Origin of the sequence: Kitasatospora sp. NPDC058478 (genome assembly GCF_042720345.1) — a bacterium.
Taxonomy (GTDB): Bacteria; Actinomycetota; Actinomycetes; order Streptomycetales; family Streptomycetaceae; genus Kitasatospora.
In genome coordinates, this window is record NZ_JBHXML010000045.1 from 1 (window position 1) to 16,563 (window position 16,563).

The window sequence follows — 16,563 nt, forward strand, 5'->3', positions numbered from 1 at the left end:
GGGGGGGGGGGGGTTGGGGGGGCGCGCCGGACCCCTCCGGGCCCCCCCACGAGTGGGCCCCGTGACACGCCGCCGGACCCCTCCCCGGCGGCGTGTCACGGTCAGGCTTCCGCCGTCACCGTGCCGCGGGCGTCTCACGCTCCGGCGCCCGCTGTCACCGCGCCACCGGCACCCGCGCCGTCACCGCACCGCGGGCACCCGGTGGATCCGCAGGAAGGCGTCGACACCGAGCGCCGCGATCCGGGCGAGCTCCTCGTCCGCCACCGGCAGGGCGCCCCAGAACGAGCGCTCGGCGACGCCGTGGAAGGTCAGCAGCGTGAACTGCTCGGCGGTCTGCGGGGCGTCGTCGACGACCAGCAGGCCCCGGTCCGCGATCACCTCGAACCGCTGCGCGAGGTCGCGCTGCGAGGCGATCGGGCCGGCCTCCAGCCACGCCTCCAGGACGTCGGCCGGGATGTTGGCGACCTCGGCGCGGATGGCCCGGCCGAGCGCGCCGCGATCCCCGGCCGAGAGGACGGCCCGGGCCCGTTCGACCGCGAAGTCGGTGAGGTCCTGGCGCAGGTCCACCACCCGGTCGAGGTGCTTGTCCATCAACTCGCGTATGACCTCGGTCAGTTCGGCCGAGTTCTGGAGTGCGACGGAGAGGAAGAGGGTCTCCTTGTCGGCGAAGTGGTTGTAGACCGTGCGCTTGGACACCCCGGCCTCCGCCGCGATCGCGTCCATGCTGGCCCGGACGTAGCCCTCGCGCCCGAACACCGCCGTCGCGGCCCGCGTGATCGCCTTGCGCTTCTCCGGCCGTCCCGCTCCGCCCGTCGCCGCCACGGCGTCACTCCTCATCTACCGGGGCTCTCGAAAACTGCCCGGTGTAGTGTCTCCCGAGCCCGCCTGAGCCGGGTTGCCATCGAACAAGGGTGCTCTATGCTGCCTACAACCTCTACACCCGTGTAGAGGGAATTCAACAGCACGCCTGCCCCCGACCGGAAAACGGAAGCCGAGCGCGGGAACCGGCCGGCCGAACAGCAGCGTCCAGAAGTGGCAGCGCACAACGGCTCATCACACGAGGACCGGGCGCAGACGCCACAGGGGCGCAGAGCACGGGAACACCGGGGGTGAGTGCGTGGCGGGGCGGCGAGGACGGACGTCCAACCAAGAGGCACGCGGGCGAACGCCCGGCCAGGAGACGCAGGCGCGGACGACCGACCAACGGACGGCCGGCCAGCGGACGACCGGCCAGCAGGCACCGGGGCGGACGACCGACCAACGGACACCGGGACGCACCTCCGACCAGGGAGCCCGCCGGCGGGCGAACAAGGCCCCCGCCCACCCCCGCCCCTTCCCCGGCGGAGCGGCCCTGCCCGCGGCCCTGGCCGTGGGGCTGCCGGCGGCAGGCGCCGGGATCGACGAGCTCTCCGGCCCCGGCATGGGGACGGCCTTCCTGGTGGGCGCCGTGCTCGGCACCGGCCTGGCGGCCGCACTCAGCAGCCGCAACGGCTGGTGGTGGGTCCTCGCCGCCTCCCCGCTGCTGGTCCTGGGGGTGACGGCCGGCGCGGAACTGCTGGCCAACGGCGACGCCTACCAGGGCAAGAACCTGGCCACCGGCTCCGCGAAGTGGGTGGTCCACGACTTTCCCGTGATGGCCGCGGCCGTCGCAACGGCCGCCCTGGTGATCGTGGTCCGGCTGGTCCGGGACCGGAGGAGGGACCATGGCTGAGAACCCGCAGACCCGGGACGGCGGCCGCACCGCCGCGCCCCCGACCCGCCGCACCTCCCCCCTGCTGATCGCGGGCCGGACGCTGGCCTGCTCGGTCGCCCTGGCGGTGTTCGCCGCCAGCGGGGTGGTCTGGTACGAGGTGACGTCCCTCACCGACGGGATGACCACCTCCAACGCCATCGCCGAGACCAAGAAGAACGCGCCCAAGCACCTCGACAACTCGGTCAACATCCTGCTGATCGGCCTCGACAGCCGCAAGAACATGGACGGGACGGACCTGCCGCCGGAGTTCGTCCAGGACGAACTGCACGCCGGCCACAGCTCCGACATCGGCGGCTACAACACCAACTCCCTGATCCTGCTGCACATCCCCGCCGGCGGCGGCAAGGCGCAGGCCGTCTCCATCCCCCGTGACGACTACGTCATGACCTACACCGGGGACGGCAAGCAGGCCGGCATGCGCAAGATCAAGGAGGCCTACGGCGAGGCCAAGGAGAAGGCCACCCCGGCCCTCCAGGCGAAGGGGCTCAAGGGCGCGGACCTGGAGAAGGCCGGCCGCGACGCCGGCCGGGCGGCCACCATCCAGACCGTGCAGAAGTTCCTCGACCAGCCCGTCGACCACATAGCCGAGGTCAACCTGATGGGCTTCTACGACATCGCCAAGGCCGTCGAGCCGATCGAGGTCTGCCTCACCCACGACACCAAGGACCCGGCCATGGAGGGCCAGGGCTCCGGCGCCGACTTCCACAAGGGCATCAACAAGCTCAACGCCTCCCAGGCGCTCTCCTTCGTCCGCCAGCGCCACAACCTGGACGGCCCGGACGGCAACAGCGGCGACTTCGCCCGCACCCACCGCCAGCAGGCCTTCATCTCCTCCGTCGTGCACAAGCTCAAGCAGGACGGCGTCATCAGCGACCTCGGCAAGCTGCAGCAGCTGTTCGGCGTGGTGCAGAAGGACCTGGTCATCGACAACGAGTGGAACGTCCTCGACTTCGCCCAGCAGGCCCCCAACCTCACCGGCGGCAACGTCGAGTTCAACACCCTGACCTTCGACGGCTTCGGCACCCGCAACGGCCAGGACGTCAACCTCGTCACCCCCGCGAAGCTCCAGAAGGTCGTCAAGCAGATCTTCGGCTACGCCGACTCCGCCCCGGCCGCCCCCGACGCGGCGGGCGACACGCCCACCCCGGCGGCCTCCTCCGCGCCGGCCACGACCGCACCGCCCACCACCAAGGCCGCCGCCCCCACCACCGTGGACGTCTTCAACGCCTCCACGGCCGCCGGGGTCTCCTCCACCGCCGAGTCCAAGGCCCTGGTCGCGATGGGCTTCAAGGCGGGCAGGACCGGCAGCGCCGCCGCGAAGCCCAAGACCACCGCCGTGGCCTACGGCAAGGGCGCCAAGGAGGCGGCCGACCAGATCGCCGCCCGCTACGGCGTCACCGCCACGGAGTCCGCGTCGGCCCCCGCCGACCGGGTGGTCGTCACCCTCGGCACCGGCTTCACCGGCGCGACCGACGACAAGACCGGCGCCGCAGCGCCGGGCGGCGGCGCGACCGGCTCCCCGTCCGACCCGGCGGCCAACCTGCCCGTGCAGGGCCCGTCGGTCGACGCCCAGAGCGACGGCGGCATCCCCTGCGTCTTCTGACACCCCGCACCTGACGCACCGCACCGAGCCGTAGGGAGGCTCCCACCCGGGAGCCTCCCTACGGCTTTTCCCCGCGCCTTCCCCCGCGTCCGGGCCCAGGGCGCACACCCCTCGCCCAATTCTCCGTACTATGTATAGTGTACTGCGTACGGGATAACCGCGCGCTCGCGCCGACGAGAGGGCTCCGCCATGCAGATCACCACCACCACCCTCGCCCTGACCGTCGAGGACGTCACCGCCTCCGCCGCCTTCCTCCAGCGGCACTTCGGCTACACCGAGGAGATGTCGGCCGACGGCTTCGTCTCGCTCCAGCACCCCGGCGGCGGGGTCGACGTCGTCTGCCTGCGGCGCGGCCTGGAGGTACTGCCCGAGGGCCGGCGCGACCGGACCGCGACCGGCGTCATCCTGGCGTTCGTCGTCGAGGACCTCGCCGGCGAGGAGCGGCGGCTGCGCGGCGAAGGGGTCGAGATCACCCTGCCGCTGCGCGAGGAGCCGTGGGGCGAGAAGCTGTTCCAGGTCACCGACCCGAACGGGGTCGTGATCGAACTGGTCGAGTGGGCCAAGCAGTAACCACGCGCCCGAGCAGTGACCGCCCACCCGAGCGGTAACCGCGCGCCCGAAGCGACGGCGCCCCCTCGGCCGATGGCCGAGGGGGCGCCGCGGTGACCGGACCAGGCCGGACCGGACCGGACCGGTCAGTCCACCGTCCAGGTGTCGCCGCCCGCCAGCAGCGCGGCCAGGTCGCCCGGCCCTCGATCGGCCTGCGCGGCCGCCAACTGGCCCGCCATCAGCTCGTCGTAGACAGGCCGCCGCACATCGCGCAGGACACCGATCGGGGTGTGGTGCAGGGTGTCGGCGTCGGCGATCCGGGACAGCGCGAAGGCCGCCGTCGGGTTGGCCGCGTGCGCGTCGTGGACCAGCACCCGCGCCTCGTTGTCCGCCGTCACCGGGGCGGTGAACAGCTCGCCGTCCGGGCCGCGGAACACGCCGCCGGCCAGGTCCGCGCCGAAGCGGATCGGCTGCCCGTGCTCCAGCCGGATCAGCGCCTCGTCCCGGGTGCCGGGCTGCTTCAAGGCCTCGAACGCACCGTCGTTGAAGATGTTGCAGTTCTGGTAGATCTCCACCAGCGCGGTGCCCTCGTGCGCGGCCGCCGCCCGCAGCACCGACTGCAGGTGCTGGCGGTCCGAGTCGATCGTCCGGGCGACGAAGGACGCCTCGGCGCCGATCGCCAGCGAGAGCGGGTTGAACGGCGCGTCCAGCGAGCCCATCGGCGTCGACTTGGTGATCTTGCCCAGCTCGCTGGTCGGCGAGTACTGGCCCTTGGTCAGGCCGTAGATCCGGTTGTTGAACAGCAGGATCTTCAGATTGACGTTGCGCCGCAGCGCGTGGATCAGGTGGTTGCCGCCGATGGACAGCGCGTCGCCGTCCCCGGTCACCACCCACACGCTCAGGTCCTGCCGCGCGGACGCCAGCCCGGTCGCGATCGCCGGCGCGCGCCCGTGGATCGAGTGCACCCCGTAGGTGTTCATGTAGTACGGGAAGCGCGAGGAACAACCGATCCCGGAGACGAACACGGTGTTCTCGCGCTTGATGCCGAGCTCCGGCATGAAGCCCTGCACCGCCGCCAGGACGGCGTAGTCCCCGCAGCCGGGGCACCAGCGCACCTCCTGGTCGGTCTTGAAGTCCCGGGCGCTCTGCGGCTCTTCGGCCTTGGGCACCAGGCGCAGGGAGGGGAAGCCGTTCTCGCTCATCGGTGGTCCTCCTCGTCCAGGGTGCCGATCGCCGCCGACAGCACGTCCGCCAACTGTGCCGCCTTGAACGGCAGTCCACGCACCTGGTTGTAGGACTCCGCGTCCACCAGGTACTTCGCCCGCAGCAGCAGCGCGAGCTGGCCGAGGTTCATCTCCGGCACGATGACCTTCTCGTAACTCCTGAGCACCGCGCCCAGGTTGGCCGGGAAGGGGTTCAGGTGGCGCAGGTGCGCCTGGGCGACCTCCCCGCCGTCCGCCCGCACCCGCCGCACGGCCGCGGTGATCGGCCCGTACGTCGAACCCCAGCCGAGCACCAGCACCCGCGCCTCGCCGCTCGGGTCGTCGACCTCCACGTCGGGGACGGCGATCCCGTCGATCTTCGCCTGCCGGGTGCGGACCATGAAGTCGTGGTTCGCCGGGTCGTAGGAGATGTTCCCCGTCCCGTCCTGCTTCTCGATCCCGCCGATCCGGTGCTCCAGCCCCGGCGTACCGGGCAGCGCCCACGGCCTGGCCAGGGTCTTCGGATCCCGCAGGTAGGGCCAGAACGAGCCGTCCTCGCGGTTCGGACCGGTCGCAAAGTCCGGGCTGATCAGCGGGAGTTCGTCCACCTCCGGGATCCGCCACGGCTCCGAGCCGTTCGCCAGGTAGCCGTCCGAGAGCAGGAACACCGGCGTCCGGTACGTCACCGCGATCCGCGCCGCCTCCAGCGCCGCGTCGAAGCACTCGGCCGGCGTCGCCGGGGCGACGATCGGCACCGGCGCCTCGCCGTTGCGCCCGAACATCGCCTGCAGCAGGTCCGCCTGCTCCGTCTTGGTCGGCAGGCCGGTGGAGGGGCCGCCGCGCTGGATGTCCACGACCAGCAGCGGCAGTTCCAGCGACACCGCCAGGCCGATCGTCTCGCTCTTCAGCGCCACCCCGGGGCCCGAGGTCGTCGTCACGCCGAGCGCGCCGCCGAAGGACGCGCCGAGCGCGGCGCCGATCCCGGCGATCTCGTCCTCGGCCTGGAAGGTGCGGACCCCGAAGTTCTTGTGCCGGCTCAGCTCGTGCAGGATGTCCGAGGCCGGCGTGATCGGGTACGAGCCCAGGTACAGCGGCAGCCCGGAGCGCTGCGCGGCGGCGATCAGGCCGTAGGAGAGCGCCAGGTTCCCCGAGATGTTGCGGTAGCGCCCGGCCGGGAGCTTGGCCGGCGGCACCTCGTAGGAGACCGCGAAGGTCTCCGTGGTCTCGCCGAAGTTCCAACCCGCCTTGAACGCGCTGATGTTCGCCTCGGCGATCTGCGGCTTCTTCGCGAACTTGCTGCGCAGGAAGGTCTCCGTCCCGCGGGTGGGGCGGTGGTACATCCAGGACAGCAGCCCCAGCGCGAACATGTTCTTGGCCCGCTCGGCGTCCTTGCGCGCCAGCCCGCTGTCCTTCAACGCCTCCAGGGTCAGCGTCGTCAGCGGCACCTTGTGCAGGTGGTAGCCCTCCAGCGAGCCGTCGGCCAGCGGATCCGCCGCGTAACCGACCTTCGCCAGCGCGCGCTTGGTGAACTCGTCCGTGTTGACGATGATCTGCGCGCCGCGCGGCAGGTCCTCCAGGTTCGCCTTCAGCGCCGCCGGGTTCATCGCCACCAGCACGTTCGGCGCGTCCCCCGGGGTGAGGATGTCGTGGTCCGCGAAGTGCAGTTGGAAGCTCGACACGCCCGGCAGCGTCCCGGCGGGCGCCCGGATCTCGGCCGGGAAGTTCGGCAGCGTGGAGAGGTCGTTGCCGAACGACGCCGTCTCCGAGGTGAACCGGTCACCGGTGAGCTGCATGCCGTCACCCGAGTCGCCGGCGAAACGGATGATCACCCGGTCGAGTCGGCGAATCGGCTTGCCGTGCCTCGGCGGCGAACCTCCCGGGGCCGTTGGATCGGCGGGCACGGCCGCACCGGGGCGTCCGTCACCACTGCCGGAACGACCACCGTCGCCGTCCGAGCCGTCCACTGCCTCTGACTGATCGACCTGACTGGTCACTGCCGCGGACCTCCTCGAGGGCACACCACCGCAGGCGCGGCCCCGTGCCCCGTCCGCTTGGTGCACCTCCCGCATCCTATGCGCGGGCACTTGATCCCGGACGGAACTCCCACGTGCGGCGGGAAAACACCGGCCCGCGCCCGAACCGCACACGGGGTACAACGTCCGACCGCCGGAGATCATTCCGCGTCCGACGGCCGCTCCCCCGGCCCCCCTGCCCCCGAGCTGCCCGGCCGCCCGGCCGGCTACGAGTTGAGGTAGGTGAGCACCGCCAGCACCCGGCGGTGGTCCTCCGGGCTCTGCGCCAGGCCCAGCTTCAGGAAGATGTTGCTGACGTGCTTCTCCACCGCGCCGTCCGAGACCACCAGCTGCTTGGCCACCGCGCTGTTGGTGCGGCCCTCCGCCATCAGCCCGAGCACCTCCCGCTCGCGCGGGGTGAGGTTGGCCAGCACATCGCCCTTGCGGCTGCGGCTGAGGAGTTGCTGCACCACCTCCGGGTCCAGCGCGGTGCCGCCGTCGGCGACCCGGACCACCGCGTCCGCGAACTCGCGCACCTCCGCGACCCGGTCCTTCAGCAGGTAGCCGACGCCCCGGGTCGAACCCGCCAGCAGCTCGGAGGCGTACCGCTCCTCCACGAACTGCGACAGCACCAGCACGTTCAGCTCCGGGTAGCGGCCGCGCAGCTCGACGCAGGCGCGCAGGCCCTCGTCGGTGTGGCTCGGCGGCATCCGCACGTCGGAGACCACGACGTCCGGCAGTTGCCCGGCCGCGGCCAGGTCGTGGATGGTCTTCACCAGCGCGGCGCCGTCCCCGACACCCGCCACGACCTCCAGGCCCCGGTCGGTGAGCAGCCGGGTCAGGCCCTCCCGCAGCAGTACGGAGTCCTCGGCTATGACGACACGGCGCATGGTGACCTTCCCGGCAGGGCTGAGCTGACAGAAGCCAGTCTCCCCCATCCGGGTAAACACCCGATCCGCCGTCCGCGGATCCGCCGGCCGGGGGCCGCCGCCCGCCGCGCCCCGGTCACATGGTCCGGATCGCCACCGCGTCGCAGAGCCCCTCCAGGGCCGCCTTCGCCGCGCAGTCCGGCAGCGGGGCGAGCAGCGCCCGGGCGTCCTCGGCCTGGCGCAGCGTCTCCCGGCGGGCGCGCTCCAGCGCGGGGTGGCGGCGCAGCAGCCGCAGCGCCTCGGCGTGCAGTTCGTCGTCGGCGAGGTCCAGGGTGAGCAGTTCGCGCAGCCGGGTGTCGGCCGGGTCGGCGGGGTCGGCCGGCATCTGCTCCAGCAGCAGGGTCGGCAGGGTCGGCACGCCCTCGCGCAGGTCGGTGCCAGGGGTCTTGCCGGACTCCTGGCCGTCGCTGGCGATGTCCAGCACGTCGTCGGCCAGCTGGAAGGCGATGCCGATCCGCTCGCCGAACTCGCTGAGGGTGTCCACCATCCACGACTCGGCGCCGGCCATCAGTGCTCCTATCCGGCAGGAGACCGCGATCAGCGAACCGGTCTTGCCGGCCAGCACGTCGAGGTAGTGCAGCAGCGGGTCGCCGTCCGGGCCGGGGCCGCGGGTCTCCAGGATCTGGCCGGTGACCAGCCGCTCGAAGGCGTCGGCCTGCATCCGCACCGCCTCGGGGCCGAGGTCGGCGAGCACCTGGGAGGCGCGGGAGAACAGGAAGTCGCCGGTGAGGATGGCCACCGAGTTGTCCCAGCGGGAGTTGGCGCTGGGGGCGCCGCGGCGCACCGGGGCCTCGTCCATGACGTCGTCGTGGTACAGGGTCGCCAGGTGGGTGAGCTCGACGACGACGGCGGCCGGCACCACCCCGGGTGCCCCCGGGTCGCCGAACTGCGCCGCCAGCAGCAGCAGCAGCGGGCGGAAGCGCTTGCCGCCGGCCTCGATGAGGTGACTGGCGGTGATGGTGATGAACGGGACGTCGCTCTTGACGGCCTCGGCGAGAGCCGTCTCCACCGCGTCCAGTCCGGCCTGAACGTCCCGGGTCAGGTCGCGGTCCTGCACGCTGAGCCCGAAGGGTCCCACGACGGTCACGAAGACCACTCCTCTGTCCCTGGTCGATCTAGCGGCCTGGTCCCTGAGTGCCGCCGCTGGCCATACAGGCAGGGTATCCGGTCACGAGTGGATCACTGCACGGGCGTGCGGATCCTGTCATGATCGGGCCGGATGCCCTGGTCAGGGCGGCTGTGGGGGCAGTACTGCGGTGGGGGCGAATTCAGCTGGAAAACACGGGCCGGAGCCCCTGCGCCGGCAGGCCGGCGGCAAACGCGCGTCCGGACCGCGCGCCGAGGGCGCGGCCCGGACGGGCCCGGGGCGGCGGCGCCGCCCCGGCAGCGGTCAGCGGACGAACAGCGCGGCCTTCGACGCCAGGTCCAGGAAGTACTGCGGCAGCAGGCCGAGACCCAGCGTGACCAGCACCCCCACCCCGATCGCGGTCGCCGTGAAGGCGCTCGGGATCGCCACCGTCGGGCCGCCCGGCTTCGGGTCGGAGAAGAACATCAGCACGATGACCCGGATGTAGAAGAACGCGGCCACCGCCGAGCTCAGCACACCCACGATCACCAGCGGCGTCGCCCCGCCGGCCGCCGCCGCCTGGAACACCGCGAACTTCCCGGTGAACCCGGAGGTCAGCGGGATCCCGGCGAAGGCCAGCAGGAACAGCGCGAACACCGCCGCCACCAGCGGCGAGCGCCGGCCCAGCCCGGCCCAGCTGGACAGGTGGGTCGCCTCGCCCTTGGAGTCGCGCACCAGGGTGACCACGGCGAACGCGCCGAGCGTCACGAAGGAGTACGACAGCAGGTAGAACAGCACCGAGGACAGGCCCTGCTTGTTGGTGGCGATCACGCCCGTGAGGATGAACCCGGCGTGCGCGATCGAGGAGTACGCCAACAGCCGCTTGACGTCCTGCTGGGTGACCGCCAGCACCGCGCCCACCACCATGGTGAGGATCGCCACCCCCCACAGCACCGGCCGCCAGTCCAGCCGCAGGCCCGGGAAGGCCACGTAGAACAGCCGCAGGAACGCCCCGAAGGCCGCGACCTTCGTCGCCGCCGCCATGAAACCGGTCACCGGGGTCGGCGCGCCCTGGTACACGTCCGGGGTCCAGGAGTGGAACGGCACCGCGCCGACCTTGAACAGCAGGCCGACCGCGAGCATCGCCAGGCCGATCAGCAGCAGCGCGTCACTCTGGGTGCTGCTCAGCTGCGCCGGGGTGGTCATCGCCTTGCCGGAGATCACGTCCGAGATGTCGCCGAGCTTCACGCTGCCCGCGTAGCCGTACAGCAGCGCGGTGCCGAACAGGAAGAACGCCGAGGCGAAGGCACCCAGCAGGAAGTACTTGACGGCCGCCTCCTGGGAGAGCAGCCGGCGGCGCCGGGCCAGCGCGCAGAGCAGGTACAGCGGGAGGGAGAAGACCTCCAGCGCCACGAACATCGTCAGCAGGTCGTTGGCCGCGGGGAACAGCAGCATCCCGCCGACCGCGAACATGGTGAGCGGGAAGACCTCGCTGGTGGCGAAGCCGGCCCGGACCGCCGCCCGCTCCTGCTCGCCGCCGGGGGTGGCGGCGGCCTGGGCCGCGAAGGCGTCGGCGGGCAGGCCGCCCGCCTTGGGCTCCAGCTTCCGTTCGGCGTAGGTGAGCACCGCGACGACGGCGACCAGCAGGATCACGCCTTGCAGGAACAGCGCCGGGCCGTCCAGCGCGACCGACTCCATGGCCAGCAGGTCGACCCGGGTGGAGCCGAAGCCCTGGGAGGCCAGCACCACCACGGCGACGAAGGAGCCGATCAGCCCGGCCAGGGCGAGCGACACCTGCGTCCAGTGCCGGTACCGGCGGGGCACGAAGGCCTCCACCAGGATGCCGGCCACGGCGGCGCCGAACACCACCAGCATCGGGGAGAGCTGGCCGTACTCCAGGTGCGGCGCCGGGATGCTGGCGGTGTTGCCGCCGGCGGCGGCGAGCATGCCGGTGGTGCTCACTTCTGCTCACCTCCTGAGGTGGCGGCGACCGGGTGGGCCGGCGCCGGGTCGGTCTCGTGGACCTGCGAGAGCGTCGCGTTCACCGAGGGGTTGACCAGGTCGGTGAGCGGCTTGGGGTAGACGCCGAGCAGGATGGTCAGCGCCACCAGCGGGGCGACCACGGCCAGTTCGCGGACCTTGAGGTCGGGCATCCCGCCGACGCCGGCCTTCACCGGGCCGGTCATGGTGCGCTGGTACAGCAGCAGGGCGTACAGCGCGGCCAGCACGATGCCGAAGGTCGCCACGATGCCGATCGCCGGGTAGCGGGTGAACGTGCCCACCAGCACCAGGAACTCACTGACGAACGGGGCCAGCCCGGGCAGCGACAGGGTCGCCAGACCGCCGACCAGGAACGTCCCGGCGAGCACCGGCGCGACCTTCTGCACCCCGCCGTAGTCGGCGATCAGCCGCGAACCGCGGCGGGAGATCAGGAAGCCCGCCACCAGCATCCACGCGGCGGTGGAGATGCCGTGGTTGACCATGTAGAGGGTGGCGCCACTCTGGCCCTGGCTGGTCAGCGCGAAGATGCCCATGATGATGAAGCCGAAGTGCGAGATCGACGCGTAGGCGACCAGCCGCTTGATGTCCTTCTGGCCGACCGCCAGCAGCGCGCCGTAGATGATCCCGATCACCGACAGGACCAGGATCGCCGGGGCGAAGGTCTTCGAGGCGTGCGGGAACAGCCCGAGGCAGAAACGCAGCATCGCGAAGGTGCCGACCTTGTCCACCACGGCGGTGATCAGCACGGCGGTGCCGGCGGTGGCCTCGCCCATCGCGTTCGGCAGCCAGGTGTGCAGCGGCCACAGTGGGGCCTTCACCGCGAAGGCGAAGAAGAAGCCCAGGAACAGCGCCTTCTCGGCGGTGCCGGACAGCTGCAGCTTGCCGTCGGCGATCGCCGAGGTGAGGGTCTGGAGGTCGAAGGTGCCGAAGCCCTGGTCCTGCGCGATCACGTACAGGCCGATCACGGCGGCCAGCATCACCAGGCCGCCGAGCAGGTTGTAGAGCAGGAACTTCACGGCCGCGTACGAGCGCTGGCGCGCCGCGTCGGGGCCGCCGGCCCGGTCGCCGAAGCCGCCGATCAGGAAGTACATCGGGATCAGCATGGCTTCGAAGAACACGTAGAAGAGGAAGACGTCGGTGGCGTAGAAGGAGACGACCACCATCGCCTCCACCGCCAGGATCAGGGCGAAGAAGCCCTGGGTGCGGCGCCTGCCCTCAAAAGTGTCGGGGGCGAAGGTGCCGTCGGGGCCGGCCGGCCCCGGGTCGGCGTCGTGCCAGGAGGCCAGCATCACCACCGGCACCAGGACGGCGGTGAGCAGGGCGAGGACGGCGCCGATGCCGTCCACGCCGAGCGAGAAGGTGATGCCGAAGGAGCGGATCCAGCTGTACGACTCGGTCAGCTGGTAGCGGTCGCCGTGCGGGTCGAAGCGGGTCGCCACGACGGCGGCCAGCACCAGGGTGACGACCGAGACGCCCAGGGCGACGGCCTTGGTGGTCGAGCGGCGGCGCTCGGTCGACCCGGCGGGCAGCGCGGCGGTCAGCACCGCGCCGGCCGCCGGGACGGCACAGGTGGCGGTCAGCAACGCGCTCATGGCCGCACCCCCCACGTGGAATCTGCGCGAGTCATCAGACGGACCTCATCAGGAGAGTCGTGGCGACCAGCACCAGCGTGCCGCCGAACATGGAGAGCGCGTACGAGCGGACGAAGCCGTTCTGGATCCGCCGCAGCCGACTGGACACCCCGCCGATGGTGGCGGCCAGGCCGTTGACGAAGCCGTCCAGGCCACGGCTGTCGAAGTAGACCAGCGTCGCGGTGAGCGCCGAGCCCGGGCGGACCAGGACGGCGTGGTTGAAGTCGTCCTGGAGCAGGTCGCGGCGGGCGGCCCGGGTGAGCGGGGAGCCGACCGGCGCCACCACGGGGACGGCGGAGCGCCCGTACATCAGGTACGAGACGAGGACGCCGGCCAGCATGCAGGCCGTGGTGAGCACGGTGACCACCAGCGGGGCGAGCGGCGAGTTGCCCTCGGAGTGTCCGGTGACGGGCTCCAGCCAGGTCAGGAACGAGTCGTTGAAGGCGAACAGCCCGCCCGCGAAGACCGAGCCGAAGGCCAGCAGGACCATCGGGATGGTCATGGTCTTCGGCGACTCGTGCGGGTGCGGGGCGTCGCCGTCGGCGTCCGGCTGCCAGCGCTTCTCGCCGAAGAAGGTCAGCAGCATCACCCGGGTCATGTAGAACGCGGTGACGGCGGCGCCGGTCAGCGCGCACAGGCCGAGGATCCAGCCCTCGGTGCCGCCCTTGGCGAAGGCCGCCTCGATGATCTTGTCCTTGGAGAAGAAGCCGGACAGACCGGGGAAGCCGATGATCGCCAGGTAGCCGAGGCCGAAGGTGACGAAGGTGACCGGCATGAACTTGCGCAGGCCGCCGTAGTGACGCATGTTCACCTCGTCGTTCATGCCGTGCATGACCGACCCGGCGCCGAGGAACAGCCCGGCCTTGAAGAAGCCGTGCGTCACCAGGTGCATGATCGCGAAGGCGTAGCCGATCGGGCCGAGCCCGGCCGCCAGCACCATGTAGCCGATCTGCGACATCGTCGACCCGGCCAGCGCCTTCTTGATGTCGTCCTTCGCGCAACCGACGATCGCACCGAACAGCAGCGTGACCGCGCCGACCACCACCACGGCGGTCTGCGCGTCCGGCGCCAGGTCGAAGATCGCCGACGAGCGGGTGATCAGGTAGACGCCGGCGGTCACCATGGTGGCCGCGTGGATCAGCGCCGACACCGGGGTCGGGCCCTCCATCGCGTCGCCCAGCCAGGACTGCAGCGGCACCTGCGCCGACTTGCCGCAGGCCGCCAGCAGCAGCATCAGGCCGATCGCCGTCAGCCTGCCCTCGCTCGCCTGCGCCGCCCCACCGAAGACCGGCTCAAAGGCGAAGGAACCGAACTCGGTGAACATCAGCATGATCGCGATCGACAGGCCCAGGTCACCGACCCGGTTGACGATGAACGCCTTCTTCGCCGCCGTCGCCGCGCTCGGCTTGTGCTGCCAGAAGCCGATCAGCAGGTACGAGGCGAGGCCCACGCCCTCCCAACCGAAGTACAGCAGCAGGTAGTTGTCGGCGACCACCAGCAGCAGCATGGCGGCCAGGAACAGGTTCAGGTACGCGAAGAAGCGGCGCCGGCGCTCGTCGTGCGCCATGTAGCCCACCGAGTACAGGTGGATCAGCGTGCCGACGCCGGTGATCAGCAGGACGAAGGTCATCGACAACTGGTCGAGCCGGAACGACATGTCGGCCTGGAACCCGTTCACCGGGATCCAGCTGAACAGGTGCTCGGTGACGGCCCGGTGCTCGGCCTCGCGGCCCAGCATGTCCCAGAACAGCGCCAGGCCGAAGCCGAACGAGAGCGCCGCGAGGGCGGTGGCCAGCCAGTGGCCGAAGCGGTCCAGCGCGCGGCCGCCGAGCAGGAGCAGGGCGGCGCCGGCCAGCGGGGCCGCCACCAGCAGCGGAATGAGAGAGTTCACCGAGGCCCTCCGCCTACAGCTTCATCAGATTGCTGTCGTCGACCGAAGCGGAGTGCCTGGTCCGGAAGATGGAGACGATGATGGCGAGGCCGACCACGACCTCGGCCGCCGCGACCACCATCGTGAAGAACGCGATGATCTGGCCGTCCAGGGTGCCGTGCAGCCGGGAGAAGGTCACCAGGGCGAGGTTCGAGGCGTTCAGCATCAGCTCCACGCACATGAACAGCACGATCGCGTTGCGCCGGATCAGCACTCCGGCCGCGCCGATGGTGAACAACAGGGCCGCGAGGTACAGGTAGTTGACCGGGTTCACTCCGCTCCCCCCTCGTCGGCGCGGCCGTTCAGGCCGTCCTTGCCGTTAAGGCCGTCCTTGGCGTTCAGACCGCCGTTGGCATTCAGACCGCCGTTGCCGTTCAGACCGTTCGGACCGCCGTTGCCGTCCTTGCCGTTCACCGACGCCGGCACCGACGCCGGCACCGGCTCCAGGGACTTGCGCGGTCCGGCGACCGCCGGCCGCTCGGACGACGGCCGGCCCAGCCAGTCCGCCGTGGTGTTCTCCAGCTCGGCCATCCGCCGCAGCATCTCCTGACTGACGTCCCGGACCTGGCCGCGCTCGCGCAGCGTCGCCATCACCGAGTCCTCGGCGATCGTGCCGTCCGGCAGCAGCGCCGGAACGTCCACCGCGTTGTGCCGCGCGTACACGCCCGGCGCCGGCAGCGGCGGCAGCTGGAGGTTGTCCACGACCCGCTGGGCGGCCAGCTCGCGCTGCGTCTTCGGCGCCTTCACGTGCTCGCGGTGGGTCAGCACCATCGCACCGATCGCCGCGGTGATCAGCAGCGCGCCGGTGACCTCGAACGCCCACACGTACCGGGTGAAGATCAGCCGGGCCAGGCCCGGTACATTGCCCTCGGCGTTCGCCTCGGACAGGCCGGTGAAGTGGTCCAGCCGCGCGTTGGCGATCCCGGCGATCAGCAGCACGCCGAAGCCCAGCCCGCACAGCACCGCGGCGACCCGCTGACCCTTCAACTGCTCCTTCAGGGAGTCCTCGCTGGTGACGCCGACCAGCATCACCACGAACAGGAACAGCATCATGATCGCGCCGGTGTACACGACGATCTGCACCACGCCCAGGAACACCGCGCCCTGCGCCATGTAACAGACCGCCAGCGCCATCATCGTGGCCGCCAGGCACAGCGCGCTGTGCACGGCCTTGCGCATCAGCACCATGCCGAGCGCGCCGCCGACCGCGAGCACCGCGAGCACCCAGAACTGGACGGCCTCCCCGACGGAGGTCGTCCCGGTCGCGGCCAGGTTGAGGGAGGTCACTGCTGGACCTCCCGCTCCCGGTCGGTGCGCTCCTGCTGGACCGTCCCGGGCGCCGCCGCGGTGATCTCGCCCCGGTAGTACGCGCCCTCGTCGGCGCCCGGGAAGATCGAGTGCGGGGAGTCCACCATGCCCTCGGACAGGCCGACCAGCAGCTGCTCCTTGGTGAAGATCAGGTCCCGGCGCGAGGAGTCGGCCAGCTCGTACTCGTTGGTCATGGTGAGCGCGCGGGTCGGACAGGCCTCGATGCACAGCCCGCACAGGATGCAACGGGCGTAGTTGATCTGGTAGACCGCGCCGTAGCGCTCGCCCGGCGAGTAGCGCTCCTCCTCCCGGTTGTCCGCGCCCTCCACGTAGATGGCGTCGGCCGGACAGGCCCACGCGCACAGCTCGCAGCCGACGCACTTCTCCAGGCCGTCCGGGTGCCGGTTCAGCTGGTGGCGGCCGTGGAAGCGCGGAGCGGTGGGCTTCTTCTGCTCCGGGTACTGCTCGGTGAGCCGCTTCTTGAACATGGCCTTGAAGGTCACGCCGAAGCCGGCGGCCGGGCCGAGGATCGACGGCTTGTCGGGCCGTTCGGCCCGTTCCGTCTGGTCGGACGACATC

Annotated in this window: 14 protein-coding genes; 3 read left to right on the top strand and 11 right to left on the bottom strand. The window is 71.3% G+C overall.

What is annotated here, in order from left to right; translation table 11 throughout:
* Positions 1–180 precede the first annotated feature (180 nt).
* Complete coding sequence (locus ACFWPT_RS24460) at positions 181–822, bottom strand: TetR/AcrR family transcriptional regulator (protein WP_380373201.1); 642 nt, start codon at positions 820–822, stop codon at positions 181–183.
* A 295-nt stretch (positions 823–1,117) separates the two neighbouring features.
* Between ACFWPT_RS24460 and ACFWPT_RS24465 the strand changes: the two genes are divergently transcribed.
* From ACFWPT_RS24465 to ACFWPT_RS24475, 3 genes are all read left to right on the top strand, one after another.
* Complete coding sequence (locus tag ACFWPT_RS24465; RefSeq protein ID WP_380484294.1) at positions 1,118–1,711, top strand: DUF6542 domain-containing protein; 594 nt, start codon at positions 1,118–1,120, stop codon at positions 1,709–1,711.
* Positions 1,704–3,356 carry an LCP family protein gene (locus tag ACFWPT_RS24470; protein ID WP_380484296.1) on the top strand — a complete coding sequence of 551 codons (1,653 nt, stop codon included), beginning with the start codon at positions 1,704–1,706 and terminating at the stop codon, positions 3,354–3,356. Before ACFWPT_RS24465 ends, ACFWPT_RS24470 begins: the two co-directional genes overlap by 8 nt.
* A gap of 189 nt (positions 3,357–3,545) precedes the next feature.
* Complete coding sequence (locus ACFWPT_RS24475) at positions 3,546–3,926, top strand: VOC family protein (RefSeq protein WP_380484298.1); 381 nt, start codon at positions 3,546–3,548, stop codon at positions 3,924–3,926.
* 125 nt (positions 3,927–4,051) lie between these two features.
* Here ACFWPT_RS24475 and ACFWPT_RS24480 read toward each other — a convergent pair whose 3' ends face one another.
* The 10 genes from ACFWPT_RS24480 to nuoI form a co-directional block, all read right to left on the bottom strand.
* Positions 4,052–5,107 (bottom strand): 2-oxoacid:ferredoxin oxidoreductase subunit beta, encoded by a 1,056-nt coding sequence (locus ACFWPT_RS24480; RefSeq protein WP_063348136.1) that lies wholly within the window; start codon positions 5,105–5,107, stop codon positions 4,052–4,054.
* Positions 5,104–7,101, bottom strand: coding sequence for a 2-oxoacid:acceptor oxidoreductase subunit alpha (locus ACFWPT_RS24485; RefSeq protein WP_380484300.1), 1,998 nt, complete (start codon positions 7,099–7,101; stop codon positions 5,104–5,106). The genes ACFWPT_RS24480 and ACFWPT_RS24485 overlap by 4 nt, the downstream gene beginning before the upstream one ends.
* Positions 7,102–7,346: 245 nt before the next feature.
* Positions 7,347–8,009 (bottom strand): response regulator transcription factor, encoded by a 663-nt coding sequence (locus ACFWPT_RS24490; protein WP_063348138.1) that lies wholly within the window; start codon positions 8,007–8,009, stop codon positions 7,347–7,349.
* 115 nt (positions 8,010–8,124) lie between these two features.
* Positions 8,125–9,135, bottom strand: a complete 1,011-nt coding sequence (locus tag ACFWPT_RS24495; protein WP_063351191.1) for a polyprenyl synthetase family protein — start codon at positions 9,133–9,135, stop codon at positions 8,125–8,127.
* Positions 9,136–9,438: 303 nt separating this feature from the next.
* Positions 9,439–11,061, bottom strand: coding sequence for an NADH-quinone oxidoreductase subunit NuoN (gene nuoN / locus ACFWPT_RS24500; RefSeq protein WP_063351192.1), 1,623 nt, complete (start codon positions 11,059–11,061; stop codon positions 9,439–9,441).
* Between the two features lie 11 nt (positions 11,062–11,072).
* Complete coding sequence (locus ACFWPT_RS24505; RefSeq protein ID WP_063348139.1) at positions 11,073–12,707, bottom strand: NADH-quinone oxidoreductase subunit M; 1,635 nt, start codon at positions 12,705–12,707, stop codon at positions 11,073–11,075.
* A 34-nt stretch (positions 12,708–12,741) separates the two neighbouring features.
* Positions 12,742–14,637: an NADH-quinone oxidoreductase subunit L gene (nuoL, locus tag ACFWPT_RS24510; protein ID WP_380484302.1), complete on the bottom strand. Its 1,896-nt coding sequence runs from the start codon at positions 14,635–14,637 to the stop codon at positions 12,742–12,744.
* A gap of 13 nt (positions 14,638–14,650) precedes the next feature.
* Entirely contained in the window at positions 14,651–14,950 is a 300-nt protein-coding gene (gene nuoK / locus ACFWPT_RS24515; protein WP_030060110.1) for an NADH-quinone oxidoreductase subunit NuoK, read from the bottom strand.
* Positions 14,947–15,963, bottom strand: coding sequence for an NADH-quinone oxidoreductase subunit J (locus tag ACFWPT_RS24520; RefSeq protein WP_380484304.1), 1,017 nt, complete (start codon positions 15,961–15,963; stop codon positions 14,947–14,949). The genes nuoK and ACFWPT_RS24520 overlap by 4 nt, the downstream gene beginning before the upstream one ends.
* On the bottom strand, positions 15,960–16,562 hold the full coding sequence (gene nuoI, locus ACFWPT_RS24525) for an NADH-quinone oxidoreductase subunit NuoI (protein WP_063348141.1): 603 nt from the start codon (positions 16,560–16,562) through the stop codon (positions 15,960–15,962). Before nuoI ends, ACFWPT_RS24520 begins: the two co-directional genes overlap by 4 nt.
* Between the last annotated feature and the right edge of the window lies 1 nt (position 16,563).